At 31.8% G+C, this 18,410-nt stretch carries 16 protein-coding genes; 5 read left to right on the top strand and 11 right to left on the bottom strand.

Translation table 11 applies throughout. The features are described from left to right. The 4 genes from HPY57_07005 (at position 1) to HPY57_06990 (ending at position 4,331) form a co-directional block, all read left to right on the top strand. Positions 1-1,941 carry a PAS domain S-box protein gene (locus HPY57_07005; GenBank protein ID NPV11521.1) on the top strand — a complete coding sequence of 647 codons (1,941 nt, stop codon included), beginning with the start codon at positions 1-3 and terminating at the stop codon, positions 1,939-1,941. 120 nt (positions 1,942-2,061) lie between these two features. After that, entirely contained in the window at positions 2,062-2,841 is a 780-nt protein-coding gene (locus tag HPY57_07000; protein NPV11520.1) for a hypothetical protein, read from the top strand. A gap of 114 nt (positions 2,842-2,955) precedes the next feature. Continuing rightward, entirely contained in the window at positions 2,956-3,159 is a 204-nt protein-coding gene (locus HPY57_06995) for a 4Fe-4S binding protein (protein NPV11519.1), read from the top strand. Next, complete coding sequence (locus HPY57_06990) at positions 3,156-4,331, top strand: NAD(P)/FAD-dependent oxidoreductase (protein ID NPV11518.1); 1,176 nt, start codon at positions 3,156-3,158, stop codon at positions 4,329-4,331. Before HPY57_06995 ends, HPY57_06990 begins: the two co-directional genes overlap by 4 nt. Before the next feature lie 77 nt (positions 4,332-4,408). On the opposite strand, the gene HPY57_06985 is transcribed toward HPY57_06990, so the two are convergent. From HPY57_06985 to HPY57_06965, 5 genes are read right to left on the bottom strand one after another with little or no spacing between them, the layout of a single operon-like run. Next, positions 4,409-4,933 carry a hypothetical protein gene (locus HPY57_06985; GenBank protein ID NPV11517.1) on the bottom strand — a complete coding sequence of 175 codons (525 nt, stop codon included), beginning with the start codon at positions 4,931-4,933 and terminating at the stop codon, positions 4,409-4,411. Continuing rightward, positions 4,920-5,879 carry a site-specific DNA-methyltransferase gene (locus HPY57_06980; protein NPV11516.1) on the bottom strand — a complete coding sequence of 320 codons (960 nt, stop codon included), beginning with the start codon at positions 5,877-5,879 and terminating at the stop codon, positions 4,920-4,922. The genes HPY57_06985 and HPY57_06980 overlap by 14 nt, the downstream gene beginning before the upstream one ends. A 44-nt stretch (positions 5,880-5,923) precedes the next feature. After that, complete coding sequence (gene hflX / locus HPY57_06975; GenBank protein NPV11515.1) at positions 5,924-7,228, bottom strand: GTPase HflX; 1,305 nt, start codon at positions 7,226-7,228, stop codon at positions 5,924-5,926. Positions 7,229-7,234: 6 nt separating this feature from the next. Beyond that, entirely contained in the window at positions 7,235-9,361 is a 2,127-nt protein-coding gene (locus HPY57_06970; GenBank protein NPV11514.1) for a VWA domain-containing protein, read from the bottom strand. Positions 9,362-9,391: 30 nt separating this feature from the next. After that, on the bottom strand, positions 9,392-10,114 hold the full coding sequence (locus tag HPY57_06965) for a M48 family metallopeptidase (protein NPV11513.1): 723 nt from the start codon (positions 10,112-10,114) through the stop codon (positions 9,392-9,394). A 235-nt stretch (positions 10,115-10,349) separates the two neighbouring features. Here HPY57_06965 and HPY57_06960 point away from each other — a divergent pair, with 235 nt between their 5' ends. Then, positions 10,350-11,483 (top strand): metallophosphoesterase, encoded by a 1,134-nt coding sequence (locus tag HPY57_06960; protein ID NPV11512.1) that lies wholly within the window; start codon positions 10,350-10,352, stop codon positions 11,481-11,483. Here the strand turns inward: HPY57_06960 and HPY57_06955 are convergent. The 6 genes from HPY57_06955 to HPY57_06930 all read right to left on the bottom strand — a co-directional run bounded on the left by HPY57_06955 (position 11,480) and on the right by HPY57_06930 (position 18,402). Next, the gene (locus HPY57_06955; protein ID NPV11511.1) at positions 11,480-14,173 is read right to left on the bottom strand and encodes a BamA/TamA family outer membrane protein; all 2,694 of its coding nucleotides are present in this window, start codon (positions 14,171-14,173) and stop codon (positions 11,480-11,482) included. The genes HPY57_06960 and HPY57_06955 overlap by 4 nt on opposite strands. A gap of 16 nt (positions 14,174-14,189) precedes the next feature. After that, a complete protein-coding gene (gene yidC, locus HPY57_06950; protein ID NPV11510.1) occupies positions 14,190-16,037 on the bottom strand; it encodes a membrane protein insertase YidC in 1,848 nt (615 codons plus the stop codon). Between the two features lie 18 nt (positions 16,038-16,055). Beyond that, on the bottom strand, positions 16,056-16,265 hold the full coding sequence (gene yidD, locus HPY57_06945; GenBank protein ID NPV11509.1) for a membrane protein insertion efficiency factor YidD: 210 nt from the start codon (positions 16,263-16,265) through the stop codon (positions 16,056-16,058). Further along, complete coding sequence (locus tag HPY57_06940) at positions 16,262-16,681, bottom strand: ribonuclease P protein component (GenBank protein ID NPV11508.1); 420 nt, start codon at positions 16,679-16,681, stop codon at positions 16,262-16,264. The genes yidD and HPY57_06940 overlap by 4 nt, the downstream gene beginning before the upstream one ends. A 5-nt stretch (positions 16,682-16,686) precedes the next feature. After that, a complete protein-coding gene (gene rpmH / locus HPY57_06935) occupies positions 16,687-16,833 on the bottom strand; it encodes a 50S ribosomal protein L34 (GenBank protein ID NPV11507.1) in 147 nt (48 codons plus the stop codon). A gap of 120 nt (positions 16,834-16,953) precedes the next feature. Then, positions 16,954-18,402, bottom strand: coding sequence for a peptidase M14 (locus HPY57_06930; protein NPV11506.1), 1,449 nt, complete (start codon positions 18,400-18,402; stop codon positions 16,954-16,956). Positions 18,403-18,410: the final 8 nt, after the last annotated feature.

The following is an 18,410-nucleotide window of genomic DNA, read 5'->3' as shown; positions in this document are numbered from 1 at the left end:
ATGTCAGCTTCGAAAAATGAAATTGAGATTTTACAGAATAAAATAAGAGAATTAGAAAATAAGCTTAGCTGGTACGAATCATTTACAAATGAAATTTTGCAGACAACGAATGTTATCATCGTACATTTGGATAAGGAGGGAAATGTTGTTTTCGTAAATAAAGGGGTTGAAATAATTACAGGTTATTCAAAAGAAGAGATAACCGGTAAAAATTGGTTCGAGACTCTTGTTCCAAAAAATAAATATCCACAGGTCTGGAAAGTTTTCGAGGAATTTCAAAAGAAAAGTGAAATTGTAGAAATTTTCGAAAATCCTATTCTGACAAAAAATGGTAAAGAAAGATTCATTAGCTGGAGGAATTCAATTCTAAAGAAAGGAAATGAAATTATTGGAACACTTTCATTTGGAATTGACATAACTGAAAACCTTCAAATACTAAATCAATTCATTGATTATCAAAAAAGTTTTAAGACATTAGTCGAAAATCTGCCCGGGATGATTTTCAAGTGCAAAAACGATAAAGACTTTACAATGGTTGAAATAAGCAGCAAATGTTTTGAACTTACTGGCTACACGGCAGATGAATTCATTAAGGGCATAGTAAACTTCGGCGATTTAATCTTAGATGAAGATAAAGAAAAAATCTATCTTCAAATAAACGATACAATAAAATCGAACAAACCTTTTCAATTAACCTATAGAATAAAAACCAGAGATGGAAAAATAAAATGGGTCTGGGAACAAGGTATAGCAATAACTGAGAAAGAAAACAAAGAAATCTACCTCGAAGGTTATATCTTTGATATTACTGAAAAGGTTCAGGCGGAAGAACAACTTCAAATTCAAAGAGAATTTTTCAAGCAACTTTTTGAAAATTCACCAATAGCCATCGTTATTTTAGATCGCAATGACAAAATTATTGATATAAATAAAGCGTTTGAAGAGCTGTTTTATTTTAAAAGAGATGAAGTTATAAATCTTACTTTAAATCAATTAATTGTCCCACCAGATAAAAAATCAGAAGGATTAATGCTCTCGGATAAAGTTCTCAGTGATGAAGTGGTTATCACAGAAACCAAAAGAATGCGAAAAGACGGTTCGATTGTTGATGTTCTTGTAATTGGTTATCCAATTTTACACAAAGGTGAAAGAATTGGAATTTTTGGATTGTACAAAGACATTACTGAACAAAAAATGATGTACGAATTATTAAAACAAGAGAAAGAAAAAATAGAAGAGTTGAATAACCTCAAAAGCAGTTTTCTATTAAATATCAGTCATGAAATAAGAACTCCTCTTAATTCAATCTTAGGTTTCAGCGAATTACTGATTTCAGAACTAAATGCACTCAATTTCCCTGAACTGACAGAATTCGCAAAAAGCATTAAACGCGGCGGTATGCGACTTCTTAACTTAATGGATAACATTATTGAAATTTCTCTAATTGAATCTTCAAAATCTGAATTAAGCCTTGAAAAAATAAGTATTAATCTCATTATTGATCCGCTGGTAAATTCATTTACTAATCAAGCAAAAGAAAAGAATCTTTATCTCGAGAAAATTTACGAGAATGATTTTGTTACTCTAACCGATGCCAAAAGATTATCTCTTGTTTTAAGTAATTTAATTGATAATGCAATTAAGTTCACCGAAAAAGGTGGTGTAAAAATCATAACTCAAATTGTAGAAAATGCAGACAAAACAACTTCGGGTTTAATCGAGGTAATCGACACTGGAATTGGAATCTCTGAAAAATTCAAGCAGAAACTTTTCGAATCATTCACTCAGGCATCTTCCGGGCTGGATAGAAAATATGAAGGAATTGGAATTGGTTTATATCTTTCCAAAAAACTGATAGAACTTTTAGGCGGAAGAATCGAAATTGATTCGGAAATAGACAGGGGAACTACCGTTAGAATTTACCTGCCAATTCAATATTAAGATTTACCTATCACCACTTGAAAAATTAGAATTGAACACAAAAAAAATTTCTTAAAAACTCTTTATTTGTTTATTACCATATATTTTAGTATTTATGATCAAAATTTAGGAGAAATCTGTATGAAAAAACTTTTAATTATCTCCACCATCCTTATCCTTTCCTTTTTCTTAACAAGTTGTGAGAAAAAAGACGAAGGTCCCACAGGACCAGACATTCAATTTATGCTTGAGCCTCAGCTTGGTAAAATTTATAACTTTACCGAATACTCATTAGACTCACTAAACAGAAGAACCAATCAATATTATAATTATGCTGAGAAGTGCGTTGCCAAGAATGTAAGCATTGGCGGAGTTAATGATGCTTTTGTCTCAGTTAATTATTCAACCTTTTATTCTGATACAACTTACTTACGAGTTGTTAATGGCAAAGACGTTTATGAATATACGGACACAACTAATTTCTTTGAAGGTAGCTCGTATATAAAATCAAATCTTAAAAACGCTTTACAAAAATTAGCTCAGAATTATGTATGGCTTCCACGCTTACTTCTCAGCAAAGGTAACAATGCTGAGTACGTAATACTATCAAAAAGATTTTACACAATGCAGGTTGATACCGGTGTATTTGTAAATGTAAGTTTTGAAATGAAAGGCAAAAACGAAGGTTTTGAAAATATTACTGTTCCAGCTGGAAATTTTAAAGCTTATAAAGTCAAAGTTTCAATTAATATTGAAGTTTATGCTTATAATCAAAAACTCGACAGCTTTGAAATGGCTCAATACATCTGGGTAAATGACGACATTGATTGGTGGGTTAAACAGTACCAACCCACTGTTAAATCAAATCTCTTTGGTGTAATCGAATTAGGCAGAGAAATTGAACTAACCAGTGTTCAATAAATAAATTCATAGCTGCTTTCATTCATTTGATGAAAGCAGCTTTTTTATCTCACTCATTATTCACATTTCAAATTTTTAGTTAAAATTTTATTTTAATAAAAAACTATGATTTTAATAGAAATTAAACCAAATAAATGTGATTTCTGTGGGGTTTGTGTTGGGGTTTGTCCAGAAGATGCAATCGAACTTAAAGAAGCAAGCATTTCAATAATTGAAGAACGATGCACAAATTGTGCAAAGTGTGTCTGGTGCTGCCCAATTGAAGTTTTAATCTTTAGAAAAGATAAAGTCCAACAACTTAAGGCAAAATCAAATTGAGCCTGATAAAAAATTTTTACGATGTAGTTGTTGTAGGTGCTGGTCCAGCAGGGACAACCGCAGCACGATTTGCTGCTGAACAGGGTGTCTCTGTTTTAGTTTTAGAAAAAGATCGTGATGTTGGTTATCCAGTTCGTTGCGGCGAAGCGGTTAGTAAAGATGGAATTGAGCCTTTCATTAAACCAGATCCAAAGTGGATTGCTTCTACAATCAATAGCTTTGTCTTCATTGCTCCAGATGAAACTGAAGTAAAAATTAAATTTAATAGAACTGGCTATATCTTGGAAAGAAGAATTTTTGATTACGAACTTGGAAAACTCGCAGCTAAAGCCGGAGCTGAAATTTTAACCAAAGCTTATGTTTATGATCTTCTAAGGGAAGATGGAAAAATTTCTGGAGTTAAGTTTGAACACAATGGTGAACCAAAAGAAGTAAAAGCAAAAATTGTTATTGGCGCCGATGGGGTTGAATCTCGAATTGGAAGATTTGCAGGAATTAAAACTCATACAAAAATTTCTGATATGGAATGTTGTGTGCAATTCACAGTTTCAAATATTAATGTCGATCCAGAATCCTGCTATTTCTATTTTGGAACAGAGTATTCACCAGGCGGTTATCTATGGATATTTCCAAAAGGTTCAGATTCAGCAAATGTAGGACTTGGCATTGGCGGCGATAAAGCAAAACTTCGTTCTCCAATTTCTTATATGAATCATTTCCTTGAAAAGAAATTTCCTTCTATTCCAAAATTGACAATGATATCTGGCGGGGTTCCTTGCAGCATTACTTTAAGTGAAATAGTTAAAGAAAATGTAATGCTTGTTGGAGATGCCGCTCGACAGGTTAATCCACTTTCAGGTGGCGGAATAACAAGCGGAATGATTGGCGGAAGTATCGCAGGAGATATTGCAGGCAGAGCCATCAAAGAAAATAATTTCAGACTCTTAAATGAATATCCTAAAATCTGGCATCAAAGAGTTGGTAAACGACATGAGATTTATTACAAAATCAAAAACGCTATTTATAATTTTTCTGATGAAACATTGAACAGTATTGCCCACTCAGCAATTAAAATTCCGGAGAATGAAAGAACTTTACTCTCAATCTTTAAAATCGCTCTTTTCGATAAGCCATCACTTCTTTTTGATTTTGCAAAAATATTTTTTTACTAAGGGTGATTTAGGATAAATTTTATCAACTCTTAAAATTAGAATTTAAACATTTAAAATTTCTTGTAAACTTTTTGAATTTAACTTAATTCAATCACTTTTAGTAATATCCATTCACTCGGCTTGCCTTCGGTTCTACAAAATCCAATACGATTAATTAACAAAGTAACTGGCAAATTTTCTAAATACTTGTCTATTAAATTTTTCTTCGTCTCAGCTTTTTCAAATGAATAAAGTAAACTTATATGAGGAGTAAACTTATCATAATCATTTTTGACATTAAAAATATCGGAGGCAAAATTGTAAATCTTTCTTAATTCATCATTTTTTTCAATTTCAATAAAAAGAGAACGATAAAAGTTGTCAGAGAAATCAATCTTTTTAATTCTTACAAAGAAAGAATTAACCTTCGAGGAAAAAATTTCAAATTGCTCGAATAAGTCTTCTTCATTTCCTGTGAGACCAGATATTAAAGTCAAGTGAGGGATAAATGTAGGTGAATTAGTCACATAACCGAACTGATTGATTAATGATTGAAGTAATTTTTCGACATCCTTTTCGAACAGTAACCAGATGGAATACCCTTTAGCTTCAGGAATTTCCATTTTTATTTTTTCTTATAAGATTTAAAGTGTTTCTTTCCCAGAAAACGCCATCTTCATAACCTTGAATGGATTTATCCTCTTCAGCAAGTTTTAATCTTTTTTCAGCTATACAGCAATAGTATTCATCAATTTCAACACCGCTAAATTTGCGATTCAATTTTTTTGCAACAACAGCAGTTGTTCCTGAACCCAAAAATGGATCAAAAACAAAATCTCCTTCATTTGAACTTGCTAGAATTATTTTTGCTAAAAGTTTCTCCGGTTTTTGCGTTGGATGATCTGTGTTTTCAGGCATCGACCAGAATGGAACTGAAATATCAGTCCACAGATTCGACGGATAAGTTAATCGAAAACCATCTTTCCAATCTTTTGGATTTCCATTTTCATCACGATAAGGAGCAATTACCTTTCGTTTCAATTTCACTTTATCGGCATTAAAAACAAAATTATCCGAAACGGTACAGAATAAAATATCCTCACTGCAATTTTTCCAATTCGATTTTGCACCTCTGCCTTTCTCTCTTTCCCAGGTAATACGGTTCTGAACTTTCAAATATTTCTGAGCAACATCTTGAATCAAATAAGTGGAACGCCAATCACTGCAAATGTAGACCGATGCATTGGGTTTGAGAATTTTTAACAATCTAGCAAACCAACTTTCAAACCATTCCTTATATTCTTCCGGCTTTAATGCTTTGAAATAATTTTTAATCTTAGAATTAACAGAAAAATTTTTATCCAGATTATAAGGCGGATCAATGAAAAGTAAATCCACAAAATTTCCCGGCAATTTATCTATTACATCAAATAAATCCTGATTGATAATTTTATTTTCAATCTCTGATGACAAAACTTGAGTATCAAGATGAATTAGATTTTTTTTCAATTCATTGATTTCATCTTTAGTAAGTCGAATTGTTCGATTTCTTGGGGCTGGGATTTTCATACCTTTTGCAAATTGGTCGGGAAAATTTTTTAAGACTAACTTATTTATATGTGATTAAAATTCAACTCAAAATTTTCTTGCTGTTCTTCGTTTTTTAGAACTTTTAAGATTTTTTGGTAATCATCTTTCTTGGCTTTAAATCTTACTTTGATCATTTCATTATCAAATTCACTTTCAACACTATCAGCAAATTTTTGAATGAAAGCTAACTTATAAGCTTTATCTGGTGCTAAAAGCACTTCTTCTTCAACATAATTTTCTTCAATAAACTTTTCAATTCTCTCAATCAAAGCATTAATGTTTATTCCTCGCTCAGCCGAAATGAAAATTGCCTGAGGATATTTTAAGTTTAGGAATTCTATAATAGATTTGTCCTCTATCAAATCAATTTTATTAAAAACGATAAGAGATTTGTTTTTATCCGCATTTATTTCTTTTAATGTGTCTTCGACAACCTGAATTTGCTCTTCACGATTGGGATGACTTGCATCAACAATGTGAAGAATTAGATCGGCATAAACAATTTCGAATAATGTACTTCTGAAAGATGCAATTAAATTTGGCGGCAGTTTCCTGATGAAACCAACAGTATCAGAAAGCAGAAATTCATACCCATTTTTTGTTCTGACCAATCGCGTGGTCGAATCTAAAGTTGCAAAGAGTTTATCTTCAACAAGTACATTTGCATCAGTTAAAAGATTCAATAGAGTGGACTTTCCAGCATTTGTATAACCTGTTAAAACAACTTTGAAAAATTTTTCTCTCTGTTTTCTTTGAGTAGTTCTCTGAGTATCAATCTCTTCAAGTTTATGTCTTAAAGTCGATATTTTTCTTTTGATGATTCTTCTATCAGTTTCAATTTGAGTTTCGCCAGGCCCTTTTGTACCAATTCCACCATACTGTTTAGAAAGGTGTGTCCACTGGCGGGTAAGTCTTGGTAGATAATATTCATACTGAGCGAGCTCAACTTGAGTTTTAGCTTCTCTCGTTCTTGCATGAGAAGCAAAAATATCAAGAATAACCGCTGCTCTATCAAGTACTTTGCATTTAGCTAAGTTTTCAAGATTTCTGACCTGAGTTGGTGTTAATTCTTCATCAAAAATAATTGCACTGATATTGTTTTCCTGAACAAATTGAGCAATCTCTTCAGCCTTGCCTTTTCCAACCAGATAAGCAGGATTTGGATTTTTTAAATCTTGAATAAAAACTTTTACAACCTCACCTCTGGCAGTTTTACACAAAAGTTTTAATTCTTCAAGATGATCAAAGACAACTCTCTTGTCCTGTTTTGGTAAAATCACTCCAACTAAAACAACCTTTTCAAGTTCTGTTGGTTTTATCTCTAACATATTCACCTAAATTTTTATTGGTTCAATGTTTTTTAAATCGTTTTTAGAAGCTCTTGCAATAATCATTTCAATTACCAGACATATAATTGCAAGAATTAAAAAAAGTTTCCACAGCTCGGTTCCGTATCTCTCCTGGGCAATAATTTCCTGTGGGTTTACCTCTAAATTTAAAATTCGAAACCTTGAAGAAGGAAAAGATAATTTTGCAAATTTTTCAAATTCATCATCTTTGAGTTTGGTAAGATTGGATTCCCGCGAATTAATATTTACTGAAATCATTCCAATTAATTTATCGCCCTCAAAAATTTTATAATTACCAGCATTCTCAAGTTCTCCAATACTTACAACATTTTTCACAAGATTCTCTGATGAAAAAATCATCTCTTTCCCGTCAGGAGCTTGAACTCTAAGTTGATCAGTAATTCTTTTAAATGGTTTGAATTGGACATCATCACCAGCGATAAAATTAAGATTAGTTCCATTAGAATTTGCATAAAGCGCTATTCGATTTATTAAAGGTACAAAAATTGGCTTTAGGGGAAGCTCGTTCCAATTCAGATCCATTGCTGAGGTAAAAAGTAAAACCACCCCCTGACCAATTTTTTCTTCCACAAGAAAGGAGTAGTTATTTTCAAGAGTAATTATTTCTTTCCCATTTAATGTAGGCTTATAATTAAACGACATAAAAATTTTAGGAGATTCAATTTTCTTTGGTGTGCTTTCCGCAAATATTCCAGAGAAAATTGGATGATTAAAATCAATCTCTTTAAATCTTGTGAAGCTTGATTTATTTTCCTTTGAACCAGTTACTCCATCTATAGGATTTAGTCCGAGAGTTTCGATTGCCTTACTAAATGCTAATGCTGAGGAATTAATTCCAGGAAGTATTAAAATCTTGCCTCCATTTAGAATATAATTTTTCAGCGAATTCAGATTAAAAATTTTTTCTGGAGATGAAAGTATTATAATGTCGTAGTTCTCGAGCTTATATGAATTAAAAAACTGCGTTGATGATTGAGTAATATAAAAGATCGGTTCAGAATTATCATCAAGAGTTTGTGATAAAACGAGATTTATAAAAAGCAAATCATTTTGATTTTCGCTTACCATTAAAACTTTGATTTTCTCGGGTACATAGAAATTAAAAAATCGAACATTATCTTTTAGAAAATCATCCTCTTCTATTTCGAGTTTCCCTGAATTAAATCCATATTCTTTTATCTGTCCAGTAAATGTAAAGTTGCCTGACGCATTGCTATTAAGATCGATCCCTTTTTGAGCAGCTTTTCTATCATTAAAGTAAAGGTTTGTACTGACATTAATACCTTTTTCAGAAGAATAATTGTTTAATGTTGCACTGATAGAAACTGGCTTATTAATTTCAAAAATTCTCGTTAAGACCTGAAGTGAGTCTATGGAAATATTGAAAGCATCCTTTTCGCCTATTTTGAAAATATAAATTCTTGTATTGGCATCAAAAGATTTGTCTAACTTTGGTAATTCGGATAAATTATCTGACAAATTTGTTTTCTGAAAATCTGTCAAAATGTAAATTTCTTTTGAAAGATTTGTTGTCTTTTCAAGAATCTTAGAAAGAGAAATAAAAACATCAATAAAAGTTTTTGAAACATCTTTTACTTCAATATTTTCTATTTCATTCAAGACAAGATTTTTACTTAAAGGATTAAAATCTTCTTTTAAAACACTCAGTTCGGAAAATTTAAGCAGATAAATTTCATCACCTTCTTCGGTCATCTCAAGTATTTTCTCTGCGATTTTTTTAGCCTGCGAGATGTAAGTACCTTTTTTATCTTCAACCGACATACTTGGCGTATCGTCAATCACAAGAATGATTGTATTTTTAACTTCGGAACCAAGTCCGGCTATCTTAACATTTCTGATAGTTGGTCTTGCAAATGAAAGAACAAGAAAAATAATCACAAGCGTTCTGAGTATTAAAAGAAGAATCTGCTTAATCTTAATCTTGCGCATTTTATTTTTTTGCATCTCTTTCAGAAACTGAAGAGAGCTGAATTCGATTACTTTAAGTTTTCGCAGATTAAGCAAATGAATAATAATTGGAATTGAAGCTGCAATTAATCCAAATAAAACTAAAGGATTTAGAAATGTCATACTCTAAATTGATTTTTTGTTTTTAACCTATTAATGTTCTTCTGATAGAAATTCGCGCAAATAGAACCAGTTTTCTCTTAACCATTTTATTTTATCTTTATAATCCGGATATAATTTCCTAACCTTCTGCCAGAAAGATTTTTTATGATGTTTATCTTTTATGTGAACAATTTCATGAACAACTATATAATCAATTACATCAAGCGGAGCCTGAATTAATTTCCATGAGAAGTTTAAGTTGTTTTTTGCTGAGCAGGAACCCAAAGTTTTTTCACCACTGCTAATTCTTATGTTCGAATAAATCAATCTCTCTCCGAATAATTCAAAGTATTTATCTATATAAAAATTAACTCTCTCCGTAAAAATATCCCTTGCCTTTTGACGATAAAACTTTTCAATTAACTTTTTTGCATCTTTTACATCTCTTTCAGAAATAATCAAGGAACTATCTGTTATAAAAATTTTTATTTTATTATCAAAAGGATAGATGTTTCCAGCTATTTTAAGTTTTAGCGGCTTGTCCAGAAACAAAAACTCTTCGTCATCACGAAAAAGATATTTTCTGATTTTAGCTCTTTTTGACAATATTTTAGTTCTGCGGTCAGATATCCAGTCTTTATATTTATCAATTATCTTAAAAATGGAATCATTTGGTAACGTTTTCGGAGCCTGAACAATTAACTCACCATATTGATTGATTTTTATCGATACAGTTTTTCTATTTGAACGAATAATCTTATCTGGTTTAATCATTATCTCCTTAATTTGAGATGAAATCTAAAAACAAAATAAGAAATCGTTAGAATATTTTTTGAGTAAGAAACTCAAGGCTTCAAATCCAGTCAGACATTTCAATTGAAAACAACTTTGAAGAAACAATTTGTTTGTTTGATTTGTTCTTTAGTGCAAGATTTTTTGATGCTTGATTAAATCTTAACATTAATTTAAACAATCACTAGTTAATTTTGTGAATAAATGAGAGATAAAAATGGCTATCTTCTTTACTATCTTTTTTAGTCTTTACACTTTAATAAACTCGTACATTTTCTATCGTGGCTGGCAGTCTCTTTCAATTTATCCACATTTCAGAATTTTGTACGCAATAATTTTCATCATAGCTGCGAGTGCCTACATAATTGCGAAATCTCTTTCGAATCATTTACCAGATTTTATTTACACAAGTTTGGTCTGGATTGGTTCTTTCTGGTTTATGTTCTTGTTTTACTTTTTTCTATCAATTGTTCTGATTGATTTAGTTCGACTTGTTAATCACTTTATTCATTTTCTGCCATCATTTCTATTTAGAAATCCTGAACAGACAAGATTTTATGTTGCGCTTGCTGTTGTTCTATTCACATTGAGTTTTACAGTTTATGGTTATTTTAATCGATTGAATATAAAAGTGAAAGAACTAAACATAAGTTTGACTGAAGACTCATCAAAAGAATATCGAATTGTGTTCTTTTCTGATTTGCATATTTCTGTTGTAAACAATCATTCTTTTCTGAAAGATGTTGTAGATAGAATTAATTCACTCAAGCCTGATCTAATTCTAATTGGCGGAGACTTAGTAGATGAAAGAGCTGAAAAATTAGAAAAGCTAAAACTTGTTGATGAACTTAAAAATCTTAAATCTAAATATGGCATTTACTCAGTGACTGGAAATCATGAATACATAAATCGTGCAGAGCCAGTAATAAAATTCCTCAGTGAACTAGGAATTAAATTCATCAGGGACGAGCATGTTTTAATAGATAGCTCATTCTATGTAATTGGAAGAGAAGATTTCAGCAAAAACAATTTTACCGATATCAAAAGAAAATCACTCGAAGAACTTGTAAGTAAACTTGAAATCGAAAAACCTAAAATTTTAATTGATCATCAACCATTAAATCTAAACGAAGCAGTTGAAAACTCAATAGATTTACAACTTTCTGGACATACTCATCACGGGCAAATCGCACCGGCAAACTTGATTACAAATTTAGTTTACGAATTAAGCTGGGGATATAAAAAGAAAGGTAAGACACATTTTTATGTTTCATCTGGAATTGGAACATGGGGACCGCCAATTAAAATCGGTAATGATGCCGAATTAATCTTGATAACATTTAAGATTTAAATCAGCGGATATCCAATTGAGAAATAGAATAAGTAAGGTCCAAGACTCAATGGTTTTTTCAACAGATCCTTACGAATGTAAAAACTTCGCCCTATAGAAAAATCAGCCGGTCCGATTGGTGTATCAAATGCAATTGTAAAGCCAAAACCATGTCTGAGTTCATCAAACTTAATTGATGCTGCACTGCTCCAGATTCCACCAAGATCGTAACGAAGTTTTAGATAAGTATCAAAAAATATTTTAAAGGGAAGATAAAATTGATATTCCAGAGAAGTGACCAAAATTTGTCTTCCAAGAAAATCGTCTTCCCTTAAACCAAAAAATGAATTCTGTCCTCCAAGACGGAATTGTTCAAAAAACGGGAGTGTCTCATCACCAAATCCAAAAACCAATTTTGTCGTTAATCGGTGACGGCTGAAATAAGTCGTGTTTGATTCATATTCAAAATAAATCCTTGAGTAACTCGTTTTTCCGCCAAATGCTTTCAAAGAACTTTCATAAAATGTGTTTAGATAAATTCCTTCGGTCGGGAAAGGATACTTATCTCTTGAGTCAAAAAGAGTACTCAATTTCAAAACAGAAAGATTAAAATCTGTTTTGTTTAATCCCTGAATATTATTTGGAGTAAATCGAGCCAGTTCATATCTGGTTTCAATGAAGACCATTCCAAGTTTTTCAACCTGGGAACCTGTCGAAAAAGCAATTCCAGTTTTTCGGATATCATAAGAACCAATTTGCATTCTTTCCCATCTTTTACTTGTATTAAAAGGTGAATCACCGAAGAAATTTCGATTGATGAAAGAATAAAACACTCTAAGCTTGTAATTCAAATAAGTGTTAAAAATTCTATTTGAACGATGTTCAATACCAATGAAATGATTTCTTAATCCACCAAAAAATTGAGCTCCAATTTCGGTACCTGTTCCATTAAAATTCTCATCTCTAATATCAAGAGCAATTTGTACATTTCGTTCGTTATCGCTTCTAAGTCCGAACCTTGCCAGTCCAGTGTTTTTTTCTTTGACTTTGAAAAATAAATTCTCTCTGCCATTTTCTTGTAAATAATAAGCAAAAACATTTTCAAAAAGATTTGTGGCTTCAAGATTGGTCATACTTTTCTTAAGATCTTCGATATCAAAAATCTGATTCGGTTTTACGACAATTTCTCTTTCAATAACTGAATAGTTCGTTTTTGTATTTCCAAGAATAATTACTGAGTCAACTTCGCCCGAAGTAAAGTTAATATTCAGTACATTATTTCTTTCATCAAAATCGATTTTATCAATGGTCAGTAAAGATAGATTTAACTTTCGGAGTTTTCTTAGAACATCAAGGAAATGATCAGCGATTTTTTCTTCATTAAATTTTTGACCTTTGATTTTCATTATATCGTCGTAAATTCCAATTTTAATCAGAGATGCAGCATTATTAACAAATACTTCCCTAATTACTGGTTTCTCTTTCCACTTAAGTTTATATGACAAATAATCACCTTCTGGATATAGGCTCATTTCGATGAAAGAAAAGTCATCTTCGCAGAAATCATAAAAATTTTTTAGAAGAGTTGATGAATTGAATTTATCAAGCTTAATTAGATTTAAAATTGCGAGATCTATTTTACTGCTTCCGCTTCCCTGATATTTTATCGAGCGAATATCAAAAGATTTTTCTTCTAATCGATTTAAATATTCTTGATCAATTGCTTTTTTAATTTCAGGAGCAATTTTTGAAGCTGTTTCATATCCTTTGAGGATTAATGAGTCGAGCCCGCTAAAATCCGTTGATTGATGAAAAATTTCAGGGGTAATAACAAAATCGGCTTCCTGTAAATCCAGCTGCTCAATCGTTTTAAGTGGAATGCTTACGACCTGATCGGCAAGGAACCAGGGAAGTTTTAATTCTTCTTTTGATCTCAATGAACTTGTAGTGTTAACAGCAATAACAATCTCTGCTCCGAGCTGTTTTGCGATTCTAACAGGAATATTTGCAACTAAACCGCCATCCGCTAAAAGGAAGGTATCTCTTGGAATTGGAGAAAGCAAAAAAGATACACTTGAACTTGCACGCATCGCTTCACTTAAATCACCATCTGAAAGAATGACTGGCTTCCCTGTTAAAAGATCTGTGCAAACAGCTCTAAAGGGAATTAAAAGTTCATCAAAACTTTCTTTAGAATGTAAAGGAGCCTGAATAATCAATTGATTAAGATAATTGACAAGATTTTGTCCCGTACTAACTGAGGTTGGTATGACAGGTTTTAAACCTTCAAGTTCTAATGTTAGAATACTTCTATCTTCTGTAATCTTTTGTTCGACGAAAAGATTTGATCTTTTCTTTTGAGGCGAGGGTGAAACGATATCATCCCAATTAGTATTAACAAGTATTGAGTCAAGCTGATCAATTGTATATCCGCTAGCATACAGCCCGCCGACAATCGACCCAAAACTTGTCCCTACAATTAAATCGGGTTTAATTCCATTTTCAAAAAGAGCTTTAAGAACACCGACCTGAGCTGCGCCTCTCGCACCACCTCCAGAAAGCACTAATGCAACTTTGGGTTTTTCGACAGGGACTTTTTTTAAGAGCCCAAATGGAAGCGGAACTTCTCTAAATTCAGTTTTTATCTGATTCTGAGAATAAACAGAACTAAAAAAAACAAGAATTAAAATAGCAGTTAAAACATTACGCATCACATTGAAATTAGAATTAAAATTTTCCTTTGGCTAATCTTTTTCTTCTTTCCTTTGCATTTTGCTCAGCCTGTTCCATCAATCGTTGCATAAATCCTTTTTTAGATTTTCTGTCAACAGGTTTCAATTCAATTGGTTTCGAAAATTTATTCATATAATACTGCTGAGCAATCGAGAAAAGATTAAACATAAAATAGTAAAGATTCAAACCGGAGGGAAAACTATTAAAAAGCAAAGTGAAAAGAATTGGCATAATATAAATCATCGCTTTCTGTCTTGGATCGGTAATGCTCATTTTTTGTTGAATGAACATTGTAATACCAAGAAGAAGTGCAAGCCCGCTGATTTCATTAATCATAAAGAATGGAAGTCGGAATGGCAAATGCACAATTGTATCTGGAACCGATAAATCTGTAATCCAAAGTGTAAAAGGTTGTTGTCTTAATTCAATTGTTGCACGGAAGAGACCGTATAATGCAATCAAAATTGGCATTTGAAGCAAAATTGGAAGACATCCGCCTGCAGGATTAATTCCATAAGTCTGATATAATTTCATCACTTCCTGATTCATCTTCTGCGGATCGTCCTTATACTTTTCTCTAATCTCATTCATCATCGGCTGCAAAAGCTGCATCTTCTTCATCGACGTCATACTTTGTTTTGTCAATGGATGAAGAAGGATTTTAATTATTAATGAAAAGATGATGATAACTATTCCATAATTTGGAATAAATGAATGTAAAAATTTCAATAGTGGAAGCATCAAATATTCGGCAATGGGGCGAATAATAAATGTCAAACCCAAAAATGAACCAAAATCCACAATCGAAGTCATTGTTGGATAATGAGCTTTCAAAGTGTTGTATTCAATAGGACCAAAGTAAAAATTGTAAGCATCACTGGCATAAGCAAAGTTATTGATGTTCTTGCTTATGGAGATAGAGTATCTATCAATTACACCTCCATTTGGAAGGGCTTTTTTCTCACCTTTAAGCTCTAAAAGTCCATCTGGATCTTTTTGAAGTGGGAGAATTGTAATAACAAAATATTTATTTCTTATTCCTACCCAATCAAAGATTCCCGTAACTTTCTTTTCGAGTTTTTCGCCGAATTTAGTCGCATCAAAATTAAACAATTCATCTGCAGCGTAATAATCTACTTTTGCAAACGATGCTTCGTCAAATGTATTTTTCTCGACGAACCTAATTCCATTTTCCCAATCAAGGCTGTAACGATTACCCGAAATAACTCGATCCATTCCCTTGAATTCAACATCAACGCGCACAAAATATTTATCTTTATAAAAAGTAAATTTCTTTCTAATGAATGAGGTATCATTAAGTTTTAGTACAAAACTTTTTGTGATTGAATCACTGTCAGTTAAACTTACAAAGCTTTCAGTAAATTCAGGTTTGAATTCAAAGTAAGAAGTGCTGATTAATTTACCATCTTTGGTTACGAAAGAGAGATTTAAATCACCACCTTGTTTGGTATTGATTAATTGAACCGGACCGCCATACCACTCTTTGTATTTTTTCAGAAAAACACGATTGAACTTTCCACCAGTGGAATTAATTTCAACTTTATATAAAGGAGTTTCAACTGTAAAAAATCTATTTTTACCCAATTCAGCTTTTGAAAAGTAAATTCCGAGTGTATCGATAACTTCTTTTGTCTCTTCTTTTTTAACTAAGTCAGCAGATTTTTCTTCACCTAACTCGGAGCTTTTCTTTTGTTCGGAATGAACTTGAGCTGAGTCCTGATGTTTTTTAGGCATTTTACTGGGATCTGGTGTATTATACCAGAGCCAGACCATCAAAACTAATCCAATTAATATAAAAGCTAAGACTGTATTTCGATCCATAATTCAAACCTTTTTTAATTACTCTAACGGGTCATATCCACCTTTATTAAACGGATTGCATCTCAGAATCCGCCAGGTGGATTTTAAAAATCCTTTAATTACTCCATACTTTTGAAATGCTTCAATAGAATATTGACTGCAAGTTGGATAAAATCGGCAGGAAGGTGGAAAAAGCGGAGAAATAAACTTTTGATAAAATTTAATTAAGTAAATAAATACATATTTCATTCTTTTTCTATATCCTTCTTAATCAGTTCAAATAATTCAAGCACATCGTTTTCAAGATCACGCATCTTCAATTTCGGAGAAATTTTCTCATTTAATTTATGTGAAGAGATAATTACATATAACTTTCGAGAACGATTTTTCAATGTATCAATTAAAGAATGTTTGTTTAATCTGTAAAGCTCTCGAAAAATTCTTTTTAATCGATTTCTCCAGACAGCTTTTCCACTTTTCCTGCTAACGGCAAATGCAATTTGAATATAATTTTTTTCTGGAATTTCAGGATTCAGCTCTTCGATGACGAAAGAACATTTAATTTTTTGACTTTTTGAATAAAGCTTTTTTCCAAATAGTAAAGTTCTTTCGAAAACTTTCTTTGATTTGATTTTTTCACTTTTGGGAAAGCGAAAACGATGCAAATTGTTTATTTCTCGTCACTTACAGTTAATTTTTTTCTTCCTTTAGCTCTTCTTCTTTTAAGAACGGCTCTTCCGTCTTTAGATTTCATTCGAGCTCTGAATCCATGGGTTCTTCTTCTTCTTATTTTACTCGGTTGAAATGTCCTTTTCATCTAATACCCTTCATTTTTGTTTTCAATTTTGTCGCAAAGATAAAAATAATTTGGTAGAGTAAAAAATTTGTGGAAAATCAGAATTTAATCCCAAAATCTTCTCATTAAATCAAAATATTTCTATCGTTTATAGATTTTTCCATTAATTACAACAAATTGGATTTTATTTTCATCATCTTTCAGAACGAAATTTGCGCTATGACCTAAAAACTTTTTTGATTCACGTAAGGGTGACTTTGTTGAACTAATCATTTGATCAAGCAAAGTATCTTCATTTATCTTCTCAAAACTTCCCTGATAAATTATTGTAGTAAAACCATTGTCGAGCAATTTTTCCAGATCGAGATTTTTGAGTTGCTCATATTCGTTTAAGATATTTTCATAAACTTTCCCGAATTCCAATTTTAAATTTTTACCATCTAAAGTATCAAAACCAGAAAAAGTTGAAAGGTCACCTATATCAGCGACGGTGTAAAATCTTATATATCTATTACGAAGCGAATCGTATTTCTCAGTATAATTGATACCAAGATCAACAATGTATTCTGCTGAGTCTTTTTCAACTTTCACATTCTTAATCAAGAGATCAAAAAACAATCGTTGATTTTCAGGAATTGAAAGATAATTTTCCAGAGATTTGGATTTGTAAATTTCATAAGCAATTGAACAAAGTGAACCTGCAAGAGCAAGGAAGTTCATTTTTCGAATTTCTTGTTTTTCAAAATCATTAAAGTAACCGCCCGACTCAATTAGAATTGTACTGCTTCCCCATTTCTGAAAATTATCGCCAAATGCTCTTGGCTCAAACTCATCATCGTAACGGGCAACAACTCCGGGATAGAATTCTTCTATGATCTCTTTTATCTCAACACAAACTTTAATTGCTCTTTCCCGAACATTATTTATATTTCTATCGTAATCAAATGCGGGGGCGAGCAATGCAATTGCCGCTGGTCTACCACTCCTGCCGACCGAATTATTTGTATATTGATCGTGTAGATTAAAAGCAAAATCTGGTTCAATTTCATCCCGGATTTTCTTTAATATTTTACCTTCAGGAGTCTGAAGCCTTAATGCATCGCGATTGATATCAATTTCTTGATAATTTCTTCTTTCAAATTCTTTTGCTCCGTCAGGATTTAAAATTGGAATGATGTATAAAGTGATTTTCGATTTTAATCTTTCTGAATAATCTTTATGTTTTATAAAAAGGTTAACTAAATCAAGTAAAGCCAGAGATGCAGTTGATTCATCTCCGTGCATTTGTGACCACATCAATATTTTTATTTTACCGTCTCCAAATTTCAGAAGCTTGATATCTCGGCCTTTGAACGATGAGCCAATTTTCTGAACTGAAAAAATTTCCCTTTCGCTTTCAATTAACGAGTCAAGAGTTCTGTGATAATCCTTTATATCAAATCTTCGAGTCTGGATTTGTGTGACTTTGTATTTGGAATAATCTCTATGAAGTTCTGATACAAGTTCATTTAAATATTGATCGTGTTGCTGTGAAGATGATTTATTGATGCTCATAAGAATTAAAGTGTAAATTAAAAGTAATTTTTTCATAGATTTCA

Source organism: Ignavibacteria bacterium, from assembly GCA_013177855.1.
In the GTDB taxonomy this organism is placed as follows: Bacteria; Bacteroidota; Ignavibacteria; order Ch128b; family Ch128b; genus Ch128b.
Note: the sequence above shows the minus strand (reverse complement) of the source record. Positions and strands in the feature narration are given on the sequence as shown.

Coding starts and splice junctions, on each gene's coding strand:
- HPY57_07005 (NPV11521.1), top strand. CDS start 1: ATGTCAGCTTCGAAAAATGAAATTGAGATTTTACAGAATAAAATAAGA.
- HPY57_07000 (NPV11520.1), top strand. CDS start 2,062: ATGAAAAAACTTTTAATTATCTCCACCATCCTTATCCTTTCCTTTTTC.
- HPY57_06985 (NPV11517.1), bottom strand. CDS start 4,933: ATGGAAATTCCTGAAGCTAAAGGGTATTCCATCTGGTTACTGTTCGAA.
- HPY57_06980 (NPV11516.1), bottom strand. CDS start 5,879: ATGAAAATCCCAGCCCCAAGAAATCGAACAATTCGACTTACTAAAGAT.
- hflX (NPV11515.1), bottom strand. CDS start 7,228: ATGTTAGAGATAAAACCAACAGAACTTGAAAAGGTTGTTTTAGTTGGA.
- HPY57_06970 (NPV11514.1), bottom strand. CDS start 9,361: ATGACATTTCTAAATCCTTTAGTTTTATTTGGATTAATTGCAGCTTCA.
- HPY57_06965 (NPV11513.1), bottom strand. CDS start 10,114: ATGATTAAACCAGATAAGATTATTCGTTCAAATAGAAAAACTGTATCG.
- HPY57_06960 (NPV11512.1), top strand. CDS start 10,350: ATGGCTATCTTCTTTACTATCTTTTTTAGTCTTTACACTTTAATAAAC.
- HPY57_06955 (NPV11511.1), bottom strand. CDS start 14,173: ATGCGTAATGTTTTAACTGCTATTTTAATTCTTGTTTTTTTTAGTTCT.
- yidC (NPV11510.1), bottom strand. CDS start 16,037: ATGGATCGAAATACAGTCTTAGCTTTTATATTAATTGGATTAGTTTTG.
- yidD (NPV11509.1), bottom strand. CDS start 16,265: ATGAAATATGTATTTATTTACTTAATTAAATTTTATCAAAAGTTTATT.
- rpmH (NPV11507.1), bottom strand. CDS start 16,833: ATGAAAAGGACATTTCAACCGAGTAAAATAAGAAGAAGAAGAACCCAT.
- HPY57_06930 (NPV11506.1), bottom strand. CDS start 18,402: ATGAAAAAATTACTTTTAATTTACACTTTAATTCTTATGAGCATCAAT.